Origin of the sequence: Fulvimonas yonginensis (genome assembly GCF_037137055.1) — a bacterium.
Lineage (GTDB): Bacteria > Pseudomonadota > Gammaproteobacteria > Xanthomonadales > Rhodanobacteraceae > Frateuria_A > Frateuria_A yonginensis.
The window spans coordinates 93,683-111,993 of the sequence record NZ_JBBBNY010000001.1; the positions used below are offsets into that span (position 1 = coordinate 93,683).

At 68.5% G+C, this 18,311-nt stretch carries 18 protein-coding genes; 8 read left to right on the forward strand and 10 right to left on the reverse strand.

Annotated elements, in window-relative coordinates; all coding sequences use genetic code 11:
* Window positions 1-48 precede the first annotated feature (48 nt).
* Complete coding sequence (locus tag WAT24_RS00425) at window positions 49-678, forward strand: 4'-phosphopantetheinyl transferase family protein (RefSeq protein ID WP_336805836.1); 630 nt, start codon at window positions 49-51, stop codon at window positions 676-678.
* Window positions 679-734: 56 nt separating this feature from the next.
* The gene (locus WAT24_RS00430) at window positions 735-1,478 is read left to right on the forward strand and encodes a pyridoxine 5'-phosphate synthase (RefSeq protein WP_336805837.1); all 744 of its coding nucleotides are present in this window, start codon (window positions 735-737) and stop codon (window positions 1,476-1,478) included.
* Window positions 1,479-1,577: 99 nt separating this feature from the next.
* Here the strand turns inward: WAT24_RS00430 and WAT24_RS00435 are convergent, their stop codons facing one another.
* The 9 genes from WAT24_RS00435 to dnaA all read right to left on the reverse strand — a co-directional run bounded on the left by WAT24_RS00435 (window position 1,578) and on the right by dnaA (window position 11,977).
* On the reverse strand, window positions 1,578-1,985 hold the full coding sequence (locus tag WAT24_RS00435; protein WP_336805838.1) for an ExbD/TolR family protein: 408 nt from the start codon (window positions 1,983-1,985) through the stop codon (window positions 1,578-1,580).
* A gap of 4 nt (window positions 1,986-1,989) precedes the next feature.
* Window positions 1,990-2,403: an ExbD/TolR family protein gene (locus WAT24_RS00440; protein WP_336805839.1), complete on the reverse strand. Its 414-nt coding sequence runs from the start codon at window positions 2,401-2,403 to the stop codon at window positions 1,990-1,992.
* Between the two features lie 11 nt (window positions 2,404-2,414).
* Window positions 2,415-3,170 carry a MotA/TolQ/ExbB proton channel family protein gene (locus tag WAT24_RS00445; protein WP_336806357.1) on the reverse strand — a complete coding sequence of 252 codons (756 nt, stop codon included), beginning with the start codon at window positions 3,168-3,170 and terminating at the stop codon, window positions 2,415-2,417.
* 53 nt (window positions 3,171-3,223) lie between these two features.
* A complete protein-coding gene (locus tag WAT24_RS00450) occupies window positions 3,224-3,883 on the reverse strand; it encodes an energy transducer TonB (RefSeq protein WP_336805840.1) in 660 nt (219 codons plus the stop codon).
* Window positions 3,884-4,086: 203 nt separating this feature from the next.
* Window positions 4,087-5,382: a tetratricopeptide repeat protein gene (locus tag WAT24_RS00455; protein WP_336805841.1), complete on the reverse strand. Its 1,296-nt coding sequence runs from the start codon at window positions 5,380-5,382 to the stop codon at window positions 4,087-4,089.
* A 288-nt stretch (window positions 5,383-5,670) separates the two neighbouring features.
* On the reverse strand, window positions 5,671-8,085 hold the full coding sequence (gyrB, locus tag WAT24_RS00460) for a DNA topoisomerase (ATP-hydrolyzing) subunit B (protein ID WP_336805842.1): 2,415 nt from the start codon (window positions 8,083-8,085) through the stop codon (window positions 5,671-5,673).
* Between the two features lie 67 nt (window positions 8,086-8,152).
* Entirely contained in the window at window positions 8,153-9,232 is a 1,080-nt protein-coding gene (gene recF / locus WAT24_RS00465; RefSeq protein ID WP_336805843.1) for a DNA replication/repair protein RecF, read from the reverse strand.
* 87 nt (window positions 9,233-9,319) lie between these two features.
* A complete protein-coding gene (gene dnaN / locus WAT24_RS00470) occupies window positions 9,320-10,420 on the reverse strand; it encodes a DNA polymerase III subunit beta (RefSeq protein WP_336805844.1) in 1,101 nt (366 codons plus the stop codon).
* Window positions 10,421-10,648: 228 nt separating this feature from the next.
* Window positions 10,649-11,977 carry a chromosomal replication initiator protein DnaA gene (dnaA, locus tag WAT24_RS00475; protein WP_336805845.1) on the reverse strand — a complete coding sequence of 443 codons (1,329 nt, stop codon included), beginning with the start codon at window positions 11,975-11,977 and terminating at the stop codon, window positions 10,649-10,651.
* Between the two features lie 180 nt (window positions 11,978-12,157).
* On the opposite strand from dnaA, the gene rpmH reads away from it, so the two are divergent.
* The 5 genes from rpmH (at window position 12,158) to WAT24_RS00500 (ending at window position 16,549) form a co-directional block, all read left to right on the forward strand.
* Window positions 12,158-12,292, forward strand: coding sequence for a 50S ribosomal protein L34 (gene rpmH / locus WAT24_RS00480; protein ID WP_325163143.1), 135 nt, complete (start codon window positions 12,158-12,160; stop codon window positions 12,290-12,292).
* Window positions 12,293-12,306: 14 nt separating this feature from the next.
* Window positions 12,307-12,687 (forward strand): ribonuclease P protein component, encoded by a 381-nt coding sequence (gene rnpA / locus WAT24_RS00485; RefSeq protein ID WP_336805846.1) that lies wholly within the window; start codon window positions 12,307-12,309, stop codon window positions 12,685-12,687.
* 61 nt (window positions 12,688-12,748) lie between these two features.
* Window positions 12,749-14,440 carry a membrane protein insertase YidC gene (gene yidC / locus WAT24_RS00490; RefSeq protein WP_336805847.1) on the forward strand — a complete coding sequence of 564 codons (1,692 nt, stop codon included), beginning with the start codon at window positions 12,749-12,751 and terminating at the stop codon, window positions 14,438-14,440.
* An 86-nt stretch (window positions 14,441-14,526) separates the two neighbouring features.
* Window positions 14,527-15,867 (forward strand): tRNA uridine-5-carboxymethylaminomethyl(34) synthesis GTPase MnmE, encoded by a 1,341-nt coding sequence (mnmE, locus tag WAT24_RS00495; RefSeq protein ID WP_336805848.1) that lies wholly within the window; start codon window positions 14,527-14,529, stop codon window positions 15,865-15,867.
* Window positions 15,868-16,009: 142 nt separating this feature from the next.
* Window positions 16,010-16,549 (forward strand): YciE/YciF ferroxidase family protein, encoded by a 540-nt coding sequence (locus WAT24_RS00500; protein ID WP_336805849.1) that lies wholly within the window; start codon window positions 16,010-16,012, stop codon window positions 16,547-16,549.
* Window positions 16,550-16,594: 45 nt separating this feature from the next.
* Here the strand turns inward: WAT24_RS00500 and rbsK are convergent, their stop codons facing one another.
* Entirely contained in the window at window positions 16,595-17,485 is an 891-nt protein-coding gene (rbsK, locus tag WAT24_RS00505) for a ribokinase (RefSeq protein ID WP_336805850.1), read from the reverse strand.
* Between the two features lie 101 nt (window positions 17,486-17,586).
* Here rbsK and WAT24_RS00510 point away from each other — a divergent pair, with 101 nt between their 5' ends.
* On the forward strand, window positions 17,587-18,273 hold the full coding sequence (locus WAT24_RS00510) for a glutathione binding-like protein (protein WP_336805851.1): 687 nt from the start codon (window positions 17,587-17,589) through the stop codon (window positions 18,271-18,273).
* Window positions 18,274-18,311 lie beyond the last annotated feature (38 nt).

The window sequence follows — 18,311 nt, forward strand, 5'->3', positions numbered from 1 at the left end:
CGGCGCCGGCGCTTGTGCCGCGCAGCGCCGGCCCGGCACCATGCGGCGATGGACGCCGGCCTTCCCGCGAAAGTAGCAGAGCAACTGGGCGATGACGAGGTGCACGTCTGGCGCCTGCCGTACGATCCGTGGCAGGGACGCGCGCCGCTGCTCGCGCTGCTGGGCGCCTATCTCGGCATGCCGCCCGCACGGCTGCGGCTGACGGCGGGCAGCCACGGCCGACCGGCGTTGTCGCCGCCGGCGTCGCTACGCTTCAACTGGTCACACAGCGGACCGCTGGCGGTGGTGGCGCTGGCGCGCGGCATCGAGCCGGGCATCGACGTGGAGCGGGTGCGCCCGCGTCCGCGGGCGCTGGAGATCGCCCGGCGCTTCTTCGCGCCCGCCGAGGCGCAGGCGCTCGCCGCACTCGACGCGCAGGCCCGCGAAGCGGCCTTCCTGCGGCTGTGGACGGCGAAGGAGGCGGTGCTCAAGGCGCTGGGCCGCGGGCTTGCCTTCGGACTGCATCGGCTCGACGTCGAGGACGACCCGGAGTCGCCTCGGCTGCGCCGGTTCGACGGCGAGACACCGGCGCACTGGCAGTTGCGGCGGCTGGCGCTCGGGGCCGACGCGGTCGGGGCACTGGCCTGGCGCGGGGAACCGCGCCGCGTGCGTGCCTGGACACTTGCCGACGCCGGCTGAACGGCGCACTGTGTGCGGCCCCGCCGCGCGCCTGCCATCCGACGAGCCTGCGACCGATGACCCTGCTCAGCGTCAACCTCAACAAGATCGCCGTGCTGCGCAACTCGCGCGGCGGCACCGAACCGGACATCCTGCGCGCCGCGCAGACCTGCATCGAGGCGGGCTGCGGTGGCATCACCGTGCACCCGCGGCCTGACCTGCGCCACGTGCGGCCGGACGACGTGCGCGTCCTGGCCACACTGCTGCGCGGGCGAGTCGAGTACAACATCGAGGGCAACCCGTTCGCGGCGCCCCGCGGCGCCTACCCGGGCCTGCTCGCGCTGGCTCGCGAGGTGCGTCCCACCCAGGTCACGCTGGTGCCCGACAGCGAAGGCCAGATCACCTCGGACCACGGTTTCGACCTGACCGCGGACTGCGAGCGGCTGCGCCCGCTGGTGGCCGAGCTGCGCGAGCTCGGCTGCCGCGTGAGCCTGTTCGTCGACGCCGGCGCGCAGGGTTTCGAGCAGGCGGTGGCGATCGGCGTGGAACGGATCGAGATCTACACCGGGCCGTACGCGGAAGCCTTCGCCGAGGGCGACGCGCGCGACGCCCTGGCCGCCTGCGTCGACACCGCGCGGCGTGCCCAGCAGGCCGGCCTCGCAGTGAACGCGGGACACGATCTCAACCAGGCCAACCTCGGCGGCTTCAAGGCCGCCATCCCCGGGCTGGCCGAGGTGTCGATCGGTCACGCGCTGATCGGCGAGGCGCTGTACGACGGTCTCGCTCCCACGGTGCGCCGGTATATGCAGATCCTGCGCTGACCCCGGGCTGATACGGAAGTGGATGCGTTTTGCCGGCAGCGAAAAAGCGAAACCCCCGCTTGCGCGGGGGTTTGCCGGTAGCGTGGATCCCGCCTGAGATCACTGCCCTTCGGTGAAGCCGATCTTGGTCAGGCCGTAGCTCTTGGCATCGGCCAGCACGCGCGCGACCGCCTCGTAGGCCACGCCGTCATCCGCATTGATCTGGATTTCCGGCTGGTTGGTCTGCTGGGCGATCACCGCCATCTGCGCCTTCATGCCCAGCTCGTCCACCGGCGTGTCGTTCCAGTAGAGCGCGCCGGCACGATCGATCTTGAGATTGATCGGCTCCAGCGGGTTCTCCGGCTGCTGCACGTTGGGGTTGGGCTGCGGCAGGTCGATCTTCACCTTGTGGGTGAGCAGCGGCGCCGTGATCATGAAGATGATCAGCAGCACCAACATCACGTCGACCAGCGGCGTGACGTTGATGTCGGCCATCGGGCCGCTGGTGTTTCCGGAACTGAAAGCCATCGTCTTACTCCTTGCCGGTCGTCATGAAACCGACATGGACCATGCCTGCCGCCTTCGCGTCGCCGAGGACCTTGCGGACGTACCGGTACTCGGTGTCCTTGTCGGCGCGAATCTGCAGCTCCGGCTGCGGGGCCTTCGCCGCCGCAACCGCGAACTGAGCCTTCAGCTCCGCCTCGGTCACCTCGTTGTCCTGCAGGTACATGCTGCCGTCCTGCTTGATCGCCAGGTCCATCGGCTCGACGTGCTCGGTGTCAGGCGTCTTCGGGTTGGCGTTCGGCAAGGGCACCGTGATCCGGTGCGACATCAGGGGCGCCGTAATCATGAAGATGATCAGCAGCACCAGCATCACGTCGACCAGCGGCGTGACGTTGATCTCCGACATCGGCCCGCCGGAATTGCCTCCGGTACTCATCGCCATGGCTCAAGCCCTCACTTCTGGGTCGGCGCCACGCCTTCGACACGCGAACCGGTGGCGAAGAAGTCGTGCAGGTCGTGCGCGAACTCGTCGAACTGCGCGTAAGTCATGCGGTTCGAGCGGTTGAAGAAGTTGTACGCGAGCACGGCCGGGATCGCGGTGAACAGACCGAACGCGGTCATGATCAGCGCCTCACCCACCGGACCGGCAACCGCTTCCATCGACGCGTTGCCCGAGGCCGAGATCTTGATCAGCGCGTGGTAGATGCCCCACACGGTACCGAGCAGACCGATGAACGGCGCGGACGAGCCGACCGTCGCCAGCAGCGTCATGCCACCTTCCAGACGCAGGCTCTCGCGGGCCACCGCCTGGCGCAGGGCGCGGTCGATGAACTCGGAGCGGCTCAGCGACTCGGCCAGACGGCCGCCGCCGGCCGAAGCCTGCTGGTGGTGGGCCACCGCGGAAGCGGCGTCCAGTGCGATCTTCGAGAACGGTTCGCCCTTGGGCTGGGCTTCCAGCTCACGGATGGCGTCCTGGGTGGACGGGGTATTCCAGAAGCCCTGGATCACCTTGTCGGCGCGCGAACGCACCATCGCATTGCGGATCGCGTTGGCGACGATGAAGTACCAGGAGGCGAGGGACATCACGACCAGCGTGATGAACACAATCCAACCCAGCGGGTCGAAGTTGTGGATCAGGTGGTCGAAGCCCATCGACTTCATGGCTTCGGCGTTGGAGGTGCCGCCCGGGGCAGGAGTTTGTTGGAACATCATGACGCTACCTTTAGAGATGTCAGGCGTGAACTGGTGGACTGTAAGGGGACTTACAGCTGGTTGAGGCTCCAGGCAACCGGGACGCGAACATAGCCCTCGGTTTTCTGCCCGTTCTTGATGGCCGGATTGAAGCGCCATTTCCGGGCCGCTTCAATGGCCGCGCGATCCAGCTCGCGATAACCGCTCGAAGTCTCGACCTTGATGTCCTTCGGCGTGCCGTCCACGCCGACCAGGATCAACAGGGTCGTCGTACCTTCGTGACGCTGGCGGATCGCCTGCGGCGGGTAACGAGGCTGAATGCGGCTGTTGTAGCTGATGTCCTGGCTGGCCGTGATGTCCGACGGCGGCGCCGGGGGTGCCGGCGGTGCCGGCGGCGGGGCCGGGATCGCGTTGGTGGACGGTTCCTCGACGGCCGGCGGCGGCGCTGGCGGCGGCGGAGTCGGCGGCGGAGTCACCTGCTGGATGATCTTCGGCGGCGGCTGCTTCGGCGGTTCCGGCGGCGGCGGCGGCGGCGGCGGCGGTGGCGGCGGCGGTTCGATGAAGTTCACCTGGACGATGCGCTCCTTCTGCTTTTCCGCCTGCTTGGGCGGCGCGGTCGGCGCCACCAGCAACAGGAACGCAAACGAGTGCAACGCGATGGCGACAGCCAACGCCCAGGTGCGCCTCCAACTGAACGGCGCGCGGCCGGTTTCTTCGTTACTCGAGGCCATCTGTCACTTTCTTGGAGCTAGTCAATCGGGAAGACGTGGTCGCAGCATCAGGCGGCAAATCTCTCCCGGAAGGGTGACATTTGCCACTGGACATGCGCGTGGAAGGGTTCTCAACGGTACAACAGGCCATGACGTTTGTATAGCACCCGTGAGGCCATCAAATGGACGTCCATCCGGCCTCGCGGGTGCCTGCGCGCCAGGGCTTACTTGCCGGCTCCTGCCTGCTTCAGCCAGGCCTTGGCCTTGGCCGAGGTCTCGGGATCCTGCGCGGCCTTCTTCATGGCCGCGATGGCGCCCGCCTTGTTCTTCAGGCCGCGCTCGGCTTCCGCCAGCAGCATGTAGGCGGTGCCGCGATGCTGCACGCCCTTGTCGATGCCCTGCTGGATCAGCGTCTTGGCCTCGCCGTACTTCTGCTGGCTGATCAGCAGCTGGCCCGCGCGCACGGCCGCCTCGCCGTCCTTCGCGTTGGGGATGGCCTTCCTGTAGCTGGCGATCGCCTTGTCCTCGTTGCCCGCGATGTAGGCCGCATCGCCCATCAGCTTGAGGTTGTCGTAGCTGGCTGGCACCACGCCCTTGGACATGCCCTCGTCCAGCACGCCGACCGCCTTGGTCGCGTTCGGCTTGGGGTCGTCGCTGTCCTGGCCGGTGATCAGGTAGAGCTTGGCCAGGTTGACGTAGTCCTTCTCGGTCTTGAAGTTGCCGGCGGCGCGCGATTTCTCCATCAGGTCGATCGCCTGCGGGTACTTCTGCGCCTGCATCAGCACCGCCACCGCATTGGTGAGCGCGGTGGTGTCGTTCGGGTTGGCGGCAAGCTGCTGCTGCGCCAGCTGCGCGGCCTGGTCGGTCTGGCCCGACTCGGCGTAGCTGGCCATCAGGATCTGGTTCCACGACGCCTGCGGCTTGTCCGTCAGCGACTGCGCCTTCTTGATGGCGGCGATGGCCTCCGGGTACTTCTCGAGCCGGTAGTAGGCGTTGCCTTCCAGCGCATACGATTCGGCGGTTTCCTTGCGACCCTCGGCGCGCCACTTCTCGATGGTGTCGATCGCCTGCTGGTACTGCTCGTCGGCAAGGTAGAACTGCGCCAGCTCGTACTCCAGCTGGAAGTAGGTGTCGTTCGGCAGCACGCCGATATCGAGCGAACGCTTCAGCGCGTCGATCGCGCCCTTGACGTCGCCGTCGTTGTACTTGAGGTTGGCGATGCCCTGCAGCGCCAGCGACTGCGCGTACTTGCTGCTGTCCTTGTCGTCGACGATCGGCTGCAGCAGCTGCATCGCCTTGTCCTTGTCACCCGCGTTGACGGCATCGAGGCCGTCGTTGAGCTTCTTCTGCTCACGCTCGCTGGTGAGATCCAGCTTGGGTTCCTTGCGGGTGGCGTTGGGATAGAGCGCCTGCTTGGTCTCCTTGTCGCCATGCCGGTCGCGGGCGATCGCCGGGCCGCTCACCAGGGCGAGCGCCAAGGCCGCGCCGCCCAGCAGCTTGAGGAAGGGAGCATGCTTCATGGCAGTCCTCTTGTAAGGTTTTTCGCACAAGCAGTGCGGGGGATCGCTGAGCGTAACCCGAGCAGGCAGGCGATAACAAGTCGCACTGCCGCATGGAAGCCTTTGTGAAATCAAGGGCTTGCATGGACGTTGCCACGGGCCTTGCAAATTTTTCGGCAAATCCATGTCATGGCTAGCAAACGCGAGCTCGAACACGCCGTTCCGATCCCTGTGCGATCGTATTAGCGCGCTAGCACACGCTGCGGCAAAGGGCCGGGCCGCCGCCCCGGGCGGGGCAGCGCGGCGCGGTCAGATGTCCAGGTTCGCCACCTTGAGCGCGTTGGCCTCGATGAAATCGCGGCGCGGCTCCACCGCCTCGCCCATCAGCATCGAGAACATCTGGTCGGCAGCGAAGGCGTCCTCGATGCCGACCTGCAGCATGCGGCGGGTTTCCGGGTTGACCGTGGTTTCCCACAGCTGCTCCGGGTTCATTTCGCCCAGGCCCTTGAAGCGCTGGATGCTGCGGCCCTTCTTGGCCTCCTCCAGCAGCCAGCTGCGCGCCTCGGCGAAACCGGTGACGCCGCGCGAGGCATTGCCCCGGCGCACCACCGCGCCCGGCTGGATCAATCCGGCCAGCTGCTGGCTGGCAAGCAGGATCGGGCGGAACTCGGCACCGGCGAAGAACGGCTGCGGCAGCAGCCAGGTGTGCGACAGACCGTGCTGGTCACGCACCACTTCGATGGCCACCGGCTGCTGCTCGTGCGCGGCACGCAGGGCGAGCCGGTAGCGCGGCTTGCCCAGGCCGCTGGCGGCCAGGCGTCCGGCGAGCGTGTCCAGCCAGGCCTGCATCGCGGCCGGGTCGGCCCACAGCGCGGCGTCGATCGGCGCGTGCTCCAGCATCGCGGTAAACACGTTGGCGTCGAAGCGATGGCCCAGCCGCTCGATCTGGTCGAGCGCGTTCTGGTAGTCGCGCAGCAGCTTCTCCAGCGCCTCACCGGTGACCGCCGGCGCCTCCGGCCCGTATTCCAGCGCCGCGCCGTCGACCGCGCTGGAGATCAGGTAGGCGTTGAGCGCCGCATCGTCCTTCAGGTACAGCTCCTGCTTGCCCTGCTTGACCTTGTACAGCGGCGGCAGGCCGATGTAGACGTGCCCGCGCTCGATCAGCTCGGGCATCTGGCGGTAGAAGAAGGTGAGCAGCAGGGTGCGGATGTGCGAGCCGTCCACGTCGGCGTCGGTCATGATGACGATGCGGTGATAGCGCAGCTTGTCCGGGTTGTACTCCTCCTTGCCGATGCCGGTGCCCAGCGCCGTGATCAGGGTGCCGACCTCGGCCGAGGACAGCATCTTGTCGAAGCGTGCCTTCTCGACGTTGAGGATCTTGCCCTTGAGCGGCAGCACCGCCTGGGTCTTGCGGTTGCGGCCCTGCTTGGCCGAGCCGCCGGCGGAATCGCCCTCGACCAGGAACAGCTCACACAGTGCCGGGTCCTTCTCCTGGCAGTCGGCGAGCTTGCCCGGCAGACCCGCGATGTCCAGCGCACCCTTGCGGCGGGTCATCTCGCGCGCCTTGCGCGCGGCCTCACGGGCACGCGCGGCGTCGACCACCTTGGACGCGATCGTGCGGGCCTCGTTCGGATGCTCCAGCAGGAACTCGCCGAGCTTCTCGTTGACCACCTGCTCGACCACCGTCTTGACCTCGGACGAGACGAGCTTGTCCTTGGTCTGCGAGGAGAACTTCGGATCGGGCACCTTCACCGAGAGCACGGCGATCAGGCCTTCGCGCATGTCGTCGCCGGAGAGCGCGACCTTGGCGTTCCTGGCCAGGCCTTCCTTCTCGATGTAGTTCTGCAGCGAACGGGTGAGCGCGGCACGGAAACCGGTGAGATGGGTACCGCCATCGCGCTGCGGGATGTTGTTGGTGAAGCAGAACATCGTCTCCTGATAGGAGTCGGTCCACTGCATCGCCAGTTCCACCGTGATGCCGTCCTGCTCGGCGGTGAGGCTGATCACGTTGGGGTGCAGCGCGGTCTTGAGCTGCGCCAGGTGCTGCACGAAGGAGCGGATGCCGCCCTCGTAGGCGAAGGTGTCGTGGCGGCCCTCGCCGCGCTCGTCCTTGAGGTCGATGGTGACGCCGGAATTGAGGAACGCCAGCTCGCGCAGGCGCTTGGCCAGCACGTCGTAGTGGAACTCGGTGTTCGAGAAGGTCTCGGGGCTGGGCAGGAAGCGCACGGTGGTGCCGCGGCGATTCGACTCGCCCACCTCCTTCAGCGGGTAGAGCGGCTCGCCCAGGGCGTATTCCTGCTGGTATTCCTTGCCTTCGCGGTGGATGGTCAGCCACAGGTGCGAGGACAGCGCATTGACCACCGACACACCCACGCCATGCAGGCCGCCGGACACCTTGTAGGAGTTGGCATCGAACTTGCCGCCGGCGTGCAGCACCGTCATCACCACCTCGGCAGTGGAGCGGCCCTCCTCCGGGTGGATGTCCACCGGGATGCCGCGGCCGTTGTCGCTGACCCCGACCGACCCGTCCTCGTGGATGGTGACGGTGACATGGTCGCAGTAGCCGGCCAGGGCTTCGTCGATCGAATTGTCGACGACCTCGAACACCATGTGGTGCAGGCCGGTGCCGTCATCCGTGTCGCCGATGTACATGCCCGGGCGCTTGCGCACCGCTTCCAGGCCCTTCAGAACCTTGATGTTGCTCGAATCGTAGGATGCGTTCATGCCCTGCCCGTTGCGGCGCCGCCCCGTATGGCCGGCGAAGGCCGGCACGGGAAAAGCCATCAGGCCATTATAGCAGAGGGCGGATTTGCCCCTGTTCCACGTGGAACATACGGCGCGGGCGCGCCTGCAACGGTCGGGGCATCTCGGTGCCCGTCATCAGTACCTGCGCCCCCACGGCCGCCAGGCGTTCCACCACCGCCTCCTGGTGAGCCAGATCGAGCTCCGACGCCAGGTCGTCCAGGCACACGACCGGCCACTCCCCGCGACGCTGCGCATGCAGTTCCGCCTGAGCGAGCAGGCAACCCAGCGCCGTCAGCTTTTCCTGCCCGCGCGAGAGATGCTCCCGCAAGGGCGCCTGCTCGAAGGCCAGCGACCAGTCGGCGCGGTGCGCTCCCGCCGTGGTGTGGCCTCGCGCGAGATCCCTGCCCCGTTGCTGCGCCAATACCTCGACCAGGGAGGCCGCGTCGGTCCAGCCACGGCGGTAACGCAACGTGACCGGACCGAGCTCCGGCAGCAGTGCCGCCGCCGCCGCCGCGATCTGCGGGCCCAGTTGATCGAGGTAGCGCTGACGAAAGGCATCGATGATCGCTGCGGCCTCGCCCAGCTCGCGCTCCCACGGTGCATAAAGCTCATCCGGTCCCGGGGAGCCGGTGCGCAGAAGCGCATTGCGTTGCTTGAGGGCCCGCTGGTAGCGACGCCACACGCCCAGAAACCCGTGTTCCACGTGGAACACGCCCCAGTCGAGGAAGCGCCGCCGCTCCTCGGCGGCACCGGCGATCAGCGCATGGGACCCGGGTTCGAAGCAGACGACGGCGCATGCCTGCACCAGTTGGCCCAGCGCCACGTCCGTCCCGTCGAGCCGAGCCTCCCAGCGCGCCCCCGCCCGCCCCAGGCCAAGCCGGTGCACATGGTCGCCTTCGCCATGCAGTTCGGCGTAGACCGACACGGCCGGGCGACCGCGCTGCACCAGCGCTTCGCGTGCTCCGCTGCGGAACGAGCGTCCATGGGACAGCAGATAGGTCGCCTCCAACACGCTGGTCTTGCCGGCACCGTTGGGGCCGACGAACACGTGGATGCCCTGCCCCAGCTCGATCGACACATCGGCAAGGCAACGCAGCCCCTGGATCCGCAGGCGCTCGAACCTCATCCGTGCCTCTCCAACGAACAACGCCGGAGCGTCTCGCGACGGCTCCGGCGTTCGGGGGCGACGGCAGGTCGTCCGCGGTTCATGCGGTCACAGCCGCAAGGGCATGATCACGTGGCGCGACTGGTCGTTGTCGTCCTCCTGCACCAGGCAGCTGGACTGCGCATCGCGCAGGTTCAGCCGAGCGCGTTCGCCACGCAGTGCGGACAGCGCATCGAGCAGGTATCCCACGTTGAAACCGACCGCCAGATCGGAGACCACGGTATCGGCCTCGACTTCTTCCACCGCCTCTTCCTGTTCCGGATTGTGCGCCACGATGCGCAGCTTGCCGGGCGAAAGCTCCAGCTTCACGCCGCGGTATTTCTCGTTGGACAGGATGGCCGCGCGCTGCAGCGCGCCGCGCAGCACCTCGCGATCCAGCGTGGCGCGCTTGTCGGCGCCGAGCGGGATCACGGCCTCGTAGTCGGGGAAGCGCCCGTCGATCAGCTTGGAAGTGAACACCACGTCGCCCCGGCGCACGCGCAGGTGGTTGCGGCCGAATTCCAGCTCGACCTGGCCGTCGCCGGTCTCGAACAGACCGACCAGCTCATTGACGCCCTTGCGCGGGATGATGATCTGCCGCCGCGCGGCCACCTTGCTTTCCAGCTGGGTTTCCTTGAGCGCGAGCCGGTGGCCGTCGGTGGCCACGCAGCGCAGCGTGTGCTCCTGCAGGTCCAGCAGCATGCCGTTCAGGTAGTAGCGCACGTCCTGGTTGGCCATGGCGAAGGCGGTGCGCTCCATCAGATCGCGCAGCACTTCTTCCGGCAGACTGACCCGCTCCACCAGCTCGATCTCGTCGATCGTGGGGAACTCGCTGGCGGGCAGCGTCGCCAGGGTGAAGCGGCTGCGGCCGGCGCTGAGCGCCACGCGGTCGCTGTTGAGCCGAAGGTCGATGCGCACGCCGTCCGGCAGCGCGCGCACGATGTCGAACAGCTTGCGTGCCGGGATGGTGATCTCCCCCTCGCCGGCCTGCTCGACCGCGGTGGTGGCGACCATCTCCACTTCCAGGTCGGTGCCGGTCAGCGAAAGGCGGCCCTCCGCCACCCGCACCAGCAAGTTCGCCAGCACAGGCAGGGTCTGGCGGCGTTCGACCACGCCCACCACCTGCTGCAGCGGCTTGAGCAACGCTTCTCGTTGGATGCTGAATTGCATGGTGTGGGCTTCCCCTAGCTGCTGTTCTGTTTTTAAAAGAAGTGTGGTGGTTGCTGTAGGCGCCGTGGATAACTTCTTTTTGATGAATTATCCATTGGATTCAAAGGGTTGCTAGAACGGTCGCTTGTGTCCAAGTCGACTGGCCGGTTGTGGGCCGGTTGTGGATAAATCCGGGCGTCGAACCATCCACCTATTATCCACAGCTTGCACCGCCCCTTTTCAAGTTGTTCACCCGGTCAACACGCGGATCAGCTGTTCCCAGTCCTGGCGCATGCGCGCGTCGGTCTCGCACAGCTTCTTGATCGTGCGGCAGGCGTGCAGCACGGTGGTGTGGTCGCGACCGCCGAAGGCCTCGCCGATCTCCGGCAGGCTGTGCTCGGTCAGTTCCTTGGACAGCGCCATGGCGATCTGCCGCGGCCGTGCCAGCGAGCGCACGCGCCGCTTGGACAGCAGGTCCTGCAGGCGCACGTTGAAGTACTCGGCGGTGATCTTCTGGATGTTGGGCACCGTCACCGCCTGCGCGTGGGTGGCCAGCAGGTCGCGCAGGGTCTCCTCGGCGAAGTCGGTGGTGATCGGCTTGCCGTAGAAATTGGCGCGCGCGGCCAGCGTGTTGAGCGCGCCTTCCAGGTCGCGTACGTTGGAACGGATCCGCTTGGCCAGCAGCATCGCCACGTTCTCGCTCACTGCCACGCCCTTCTCGTGGGCCTTGGCCAGCAGGATCGCGGCGCGCGTCTCGAAGTCGGGCGGTTCGATCGCCACCGAGAGGCCCCAGCCCAGGCGCGACTTCAGGCGCGGCTCGAGCTTGTCCACTTCCTTCGGGTAGCGGTCGCAGGTGAGGATGATCTGCTGCTTGGACTCGAACAGCGCGTTGAAGGTGTGGAAGAACTCTTCCTGCGTGGTGTCCTTGCCGGCGAAGAACTGGATGTCGTCGATCAGCAGTGCGTCGACCGAGCGGAAGCGCTGCTTGAACTGGTCCATGTTCTTGGTGCGCAGCGCCTCGATCATGGCACCCACGAACTGCTCCGAGCGCAGGTACAGCACCTTGCAGCCGGGGTTGCGCTCGCGCATCAGGTTGCCGGCGGCGTGCATCAGGTGGGTCTTGCCCAGGCCGGTGCCGCCGTACAGCAGCAGCGGGTTGTAGGCGCGTCCGGGGTTCATCGCCACCTGCATGGCGGCCGCCTTGCCGAGCTGGTTGGATTTGCCCTCGACGAAGGTTTCGAAGGTGTAGTGCGGGTCCAGGTTGTGCGCGAAGGCGGGCGCGGGCGCCGCCTCGGCGCCGGCGGCGGCCTTGGTGGCGGCCGGGCGAGCGGCCCGCGGGGCGCTCGAGCCTACCTCCAGCCGCACGGCGTGCGGTTGCCCGGCCAGTTGCCCCAGCACCGTTTCGATGCGCGCCAGGTAGCGCTCGCGCACGGTGTCCAGGGTGTACGGGTTGGGGGCGAACAGCTGCAGGCCGGTCGCGTCCTCGCGCGCCTGCAGCGGCATCAGCCAGGTGTGCAGCTCCTCGGCGCTCAGCTCGCTTTCCAGACGCTCAAGGCAGCGCCGCCACAAATCACTCATGGGATAGTTCTAACCAACGAAGGGGCGCTTGCGCGCAGGGTGGACCGGCTAGTCTAACAGCCAGCCCCCAGCATATCCCCAGCGGTGTCCACAGGTCGCATCGGCGCCGGTTTGACAGCAAACGCACGCAAGCCCCATACTTTCCAACCTTTTTGTTGACTTTCTTCTGGAGCCACAGCCATGAAGCGGACCTACCAGCCGAGCAAGCTCAAGCGCGCCCGCACCCACGGCTTCCGTGCCCGCATGGCGACCGCCGATGGCCGCAAGGTGCTCAACGCCCGTCGCGCCAAGGGTCGCAAGCGCCTGATTCCGTAAGCGGTCCGCGCGTCATGCCTGCCGCCGGCCTGCCGCGCGACGCGCGGCTCCGCCGCGCGGGCGACTTCGCCGCCCTGCGTCATGCCAGCGGTCGCCTCGGCGGCCGCTGTTTTTCTGTGCGTTACCGGCCCAATGGCCTGGGCCATGCGCGGCTCGGGCTGGCCGTGTCCAAGCGCGTGTCCAAGCGTGCGGTGGAGCGCAACCGGATCAAGCGCCTGGTGCGCGAGTCGTTCCGCCGCGTCCGCGCCGAACTGCCGCCGATCGACCTGGTGGTGATGGCGCGCGAGTGCGCCGCCGGCCTGCCCGGGGCCGAACTGCTGGCCGAGATCGACGCCTTGTGGCGCCGCCTGCCGCCGTTGAAGCCTGCCGAAGGCACCGGCACAATCGCGTGTTGACCTCCCTGTTCTCCCGTCTTTCCGCGGCCTCGGTTCGCGGTGCCACTGGAATTGCCCCGCGATGAACCAGACGCGCACGTTTCTCCTGTTTGCCCTGATGGCCGTGGCCTACCTTCTGTGGATGGCCTGGGAGAAGGACTACGCCCTCCCCCCCGCCAGTGCCGGCACGCCGGTGGCCGCCGGCAGTGCCGCAGCGGCGGCGGACGGCTCGGTGCCGGGCAGCGCGCCGGCGGCGCTGCCAGCCATCGCCGGCAGCGCCGCCCCGGCCGCGGCCGGCCAGCTGGTGACGGTCAGCAACGACGTGCTGCGCCTGACCATCGACACGCGCGGCGGCAGCGTGGTGCGCGCCGACCTGCTCGCCTATCCGGCCACGCCGGTCACCCACGAGCATCCCAACCCGCCGCCGGTGCGCCTGCTCGACGACACGCAGGAGGCGTACTTCGTGGCGCAGAGCGGCCTGGTCAGCGCGACCGGCCCGGCGCCGGACCATCGCGCGCCCTTCCAGGCGGCGCAGACCCGCTATGCGCTGGCCAATGGTCAGGGCGAGGTGCAGGCCGAACTCAGCTGGGAGCAGGGCGGCGTCAAGGTCACCAAGACCTACACGCTCAAGCGTGGCAGCTACGTGGTGGACATGAGCCAGCGCATCGCCAACGGCAGTGCGGCTACCTGGCAGGGCAACGCCTACCAGCAGTTGCAGCGCGCGCCGCGCCCGCAGCACACCAGCTGGCTGCAGAACATGACCGACCCGTCCGCCGCCAGCTTCTACGGTGCGGCCTGGTACAGCCCGGAGGATCACTTCCAGTCGCTCAAATTCGACGAGTTCGCCAAGGAGCCGCTGCAGCAGTCGTTCGCCGGCGGCTGGGCGGCGATGCTGCAGCACTACTTCTTCGCCGCGTGGATCCCGCCGGCGCAGCAGACCGACAGCTACAGCACCGCGGTGGTCAACTCCGGCAGCGCGCACCCCACCTACCTGATCCGCACGGTGAGCCCGGTGCTGAACGTGGCGCCCGGCCAGAGCGCGACCAGCGAGGCACGCCTGTACGTCGGTCCCAAGCTCACCGGCACGCTCGATACCGTCGCGCCGGGCCTGGCGCTGGCCACCAACTACGGCATGTTCACCGTGATCGCGCAGCCGATGCACGCGCTGCTTTCGTGGCTGCACAAGATCAGCGGCAACTGGGGCGTGGCGATCATCCTGCTGGTGCTGATCATCAAGGGCCTCACCTGGAAGCTCACCGCCGCGCAGTACCGCTCCAGCGCCAAGATGCGCAAGCTGCAGCCACGCGTGGCCGCGCTCAAGGAGCGCTACGGCGACGACAAGCAGAAGATGCAGATGGCGATGATGGAGCTGTACAAGAAGGAGAAGGTCAACCCGATGACCGGCTGCCTTCCGGTGCTGATCACCATCCCGATCTTCTACGGCCTCTACGAAGTGCTGCGCGAGAGCGTCGAGCTGCGCCAGGCGCCGTTCGTGGGCTGGATCCACGACCTGTCGATGCCCGACCCGTACTTCGTGCTGCCGGCGCTGTACACGCTGGTGATGCTGGGCCAGCAGTACCTGATGCCGGCCACCGGCATGGACCCGGCGCAGGCGAAGATGATGAAGTTCATGCCGCTGATCTTCGCGGTGCTGTTCGCCTTCTTCCCCGCCGGCCTGTGCCTGTACTACGTGGTCAACGGCATCACCGGCCTGGCGCAGCAGTGGTACATCACCCGCCAAGTGGAAAACGGCGAGGCGAAGGCGAAAGCCTGACCGCAGCGCGGGAGGGCTGCGCCCGCGCTGCCTTGCGGCCGGCCGGTGCCCCTCCTAGGGTTGCGATGTCTCCCCGGGGGTAGCGCATGGCCGACACCGACACGATCGCCGCCATCGCCAGCGCGCCCGGCGCGGCCGGCATCGGCGTGGTACGGGTCTCCGGCCCGCGCGTGCCGGCCATCGCGCAGGCGCTGCTGGGCCGGCCGCCACGTCCGCGCCACGCCCACCTGGCCGCTTTCCACGCCGATGACGGTGCCCTGATCGACCGCGGCCTGCTGCTGCATTTCCCGGCGCCGCACTCCTACACCGGCGAGCACGTGCTGGAACTGCAGGGCCATGGCAGCGCGGTGCTGCTGGACCTGCTGCTGCGCCGCGTGTGCGCCCTGGGCGCGCGCCTGGCGCGGCCGGGCGAGTTCACCGAACGCGCCTTCCTCAACGGCAAGATGGACCTGGCCCAGGCCGAAGCGGTGGCCGACCTGGTCGCCGCCCGCTCCGAGGCCGGTGCGCGCGCCGCGTTGCGCTCGCTGGATGGTGTGTTCTCGCGGCGTGTGCACGCCCTGCTCGATGCGCTGGTTGCCCTGCGCGTGCACGTGGAGGCGGCGATCGACTTTCCGGACGAGGAGATCGACTTCCTCGCCGATCCGGCGATCGCGGCGCGGCTGGACGCCCTGCGCGCGCAGCTGGCCGGTCTGCTTGCCGAGGCGCGCCGCGGCGTGCGCCTCACCGACGGGCTGAAGGTCGCCATCGTGGGCCGGCCCAACGCCGGCAAGTCCAGCCTGCTCAATGCGCTGGCGCAGAGCGAGCGCGCCATCGTCACGCCGGTCGCCGGCACCACCCGCGACGTGCTGCGCGAGACGGTGAGCCTCGATGGCGTGGTCCTCGAACTGGCGGACACCGCCGGCCTGCGCCATACGGAAGACGAGATCGAGCGCGAAGGCGTGCGCCGCGCCCGCGGCGAACTGACCCGCGCCGACCTCGCCCTGCTGGTCACCGAGGCGGCCGACGCGCAGGCGGATCTCGCCCTGCTCGACGGACTGCCCGCGAGCGTGGCGCGGCTGGTGCTGGTCAACAAGATCGATCTGGACGGCGCGGCTCCGCGGCAGGAACAGCACGCGGGCGTGCCGTGGCTGTGGGCGTCGGCGCGTACCGGGGCCGGGCTCGACGCGCTGCGCGAGCGGCTCCGGCACCTCGCCGGCGCCGGCAGCGGCGAGGGCGCCTTCAGCGCGCGCCGCCGCCACGTGCTGGCGCTCGAGCGCGTGCAGGCGCACCTGGCGCACGCCGCGGCGGCACTGGCCAGCACGCGCGCCGGCGAACTGGCCGCCGAGGACCTTCGCCAGGCCCAGCACGCGCTGGGCGAGATCACCGGCAGCTACACCAGCGACGACCTGCTCGGTGCGATCTTCGGGTCGTTCTGCATCGGCAAGTAGCGCCGCTCATGAACGGCAAGCCGCCGGGGCCGTTGCCTTGGCGGCACGTTAACCCTCCCCTGCACGAGCGCTGACGGACGCGCGCCTAAGGTTGGCGGATGCGGTCAGTTCGGCCGCGCGAACCACCGAATGAGGGAGGCCCATGAGCATCAAATCCATGCAGGATCTTTTCATCCACGAGCTGTCCGACATCTACAGCGCGGAGAAGCAGCTGGCCAAGGCGTTGCCGCGCCTGTCGCGTGCGGCCGACAACCAGGAGCTGTCGAAGGCCTTCGACAAGCATCTGGAAGAAACCCGTGGCCAGATCGAGCGCATCGACCAGGTGGTCGACCAGCTCGATCTGCGCCTCAAGCGCATGAAGTGCCAGGGCATGGAAGGCCTGGTCGACGAGGCACGCGAGATCATCGAGACGATTCCGCAGGGGGCATTGCGGGATGCGGCCTTGATCGCGGGGGCGCAGAAGGCCGAGCACTACGAGATCGCGTCCTACGGCACGCTGTGTGCCCTGGCCAAGCAGCTGGGTCACCAGGACGCGGCCAAGCTGCTCAGCCAGACGCTGGAAGAGGAGAAGGCGACCGACAAGCGCCTCACCGAACTGGCCGAACAGGGCGCCAACCAGGAGGCGGCGCAGGCCTCGCGGGGCGGCGAGCGGCACGCGGCGGCGTCCGAAGCGCGCCACTGAGCTCAGCGGAGCGGTCGCCCTCGCCGCGCGGCAGGGCGACCGGCTTCATCGATCCAGCAACGCGTCCACTTCCGCCGCGCGCGGCATGCCCTGCTGCGCGCCTAGTCGCGTCACGGCCAACGCGGCCGCGGCGCAGGCTTTGCGCACGGCTGCGGCCAGGCCCTCGTGCAGGAACACCGCCAGTGCGGCGTTGAAGGTATCGCCGGCGCCGGTGCTGTCCACGACGTCGACCGCGAAGGCCGGCTGGTGCACCGGCTCGCCTCGCTCGCGGTACCACGCACCTTCGCCGCCACGGGTGAGCACCACCGGACCGGGCGCCCGGCGCATCAGCGCGCGGAAATCCTCGTCCGGCCCGGCGCCCAGCAGTACCGCCAGCTCGTGCTGGTTGGGCGTGAGGTAGCGCGCCAGCGCCAGCAAGTCGGCCGGCAAGGGCTGTGCCGGCGCCGGGTTGAGGATCACCGGCACCTGCAGTCGTTGCCCCAGGCGCAGCGTCGCCGCCACCGCATCCAGCGGGATTTCCATCTGCACCAGCACAGCGTCCGCCCGGGCGATGGCGTCGCGGGCGGCCTCCACCTGCGCGGGCGTGACGCGGGCATTGGCAGCGGGAACCACCACGATCTGGTTCTCGCCGGCGGCGACGGTGATCGAGGCGGTGCCGCTCGCCTCGTCGTCCAGCCGGCGCACGTGGGCGAGGTCGACACTCTCCCCGGCCAGGCCGCGGTGCAACTGGTCGCCGAAGGCGTCGCGGCCCAGCGCACCGACCAGCGCGACCTGGGCACCCAGGCGCGCGGCGGCCACGGCCTGGTTGGCGCCCTTGCCGCCAGGCACGGTGACGAAGCCCTGGCCGAGCAGGGTCTCGCCCGGCCGGGGGAAGCGCGGGGCCTGCGTGACCAGATCCATGTTGATGCTGCCGACGACGGCGATGCGACGGGCCATGCGGCCTCCCTGCGGTGGATCGGACCCAAGCATACCGGCCGGCGCGGCTTGAAAGCGGCGGCGCGCGCCGTCAGGTCGGAAGGCCCATCCGGACCTGCGCCATGATCGAGCTGTACTACTGGCCCACGCCCAACGGTCACAAGATCACCTTGCTGCTGGAGGAGGCGGGCCTGCCGTATGCGATCAGGCCGGTGAACATCGGACTCGGCGAGCAGTTCGCGCCCGACTTCCTCGCCATCGCCCCGAACAACCGCATGCCGGCGATCGTGGACACCGCGCCGGCGGACGGCGGCGCGCCGATGAGCGTGTTCGAATCAGGCGCGATCCTGCTCTACCTGGCCGAGAAGTGCGGGCGCTTCCTGCCACCGGACCTGCGCGGGCGCTACGCCGTGCTGCAGTGGCTGTTCTGGCAGGTGGGCGGCCTGGGACCGATGCTCGGCCAGAACCACCACTTCAACCGTTATGCGCCGGAGCCGATTCCCTACGCGATCGAACGCTACGTCAACGAGACGCGCCGGCTCTACGGCGTGCTGGACCGGCGCCTCGAGGGCCGCGCCTTCATCGCGGGCAAGGACTACACCATCGGCGACATGGCCGCCTATCCCTGGATCGTGCCGCACGAGGCACAGGGCATGTCGCTGGACGCGTTTCCCCACCTCCAGGCGTGGTTCGAACAGATTCGCGCGCGTCCGGCGACCGGACGCGCCTACGCCATCGCCGACCGCATCCAGGGGCAACGGGACCCGGCCACCGACGCCGAGGCGCGCCGGCACCTGTTCGGGCGCTGAGCGGCCGGGCGTGCGAGGATGCGCGCGAGGCCGCCGGA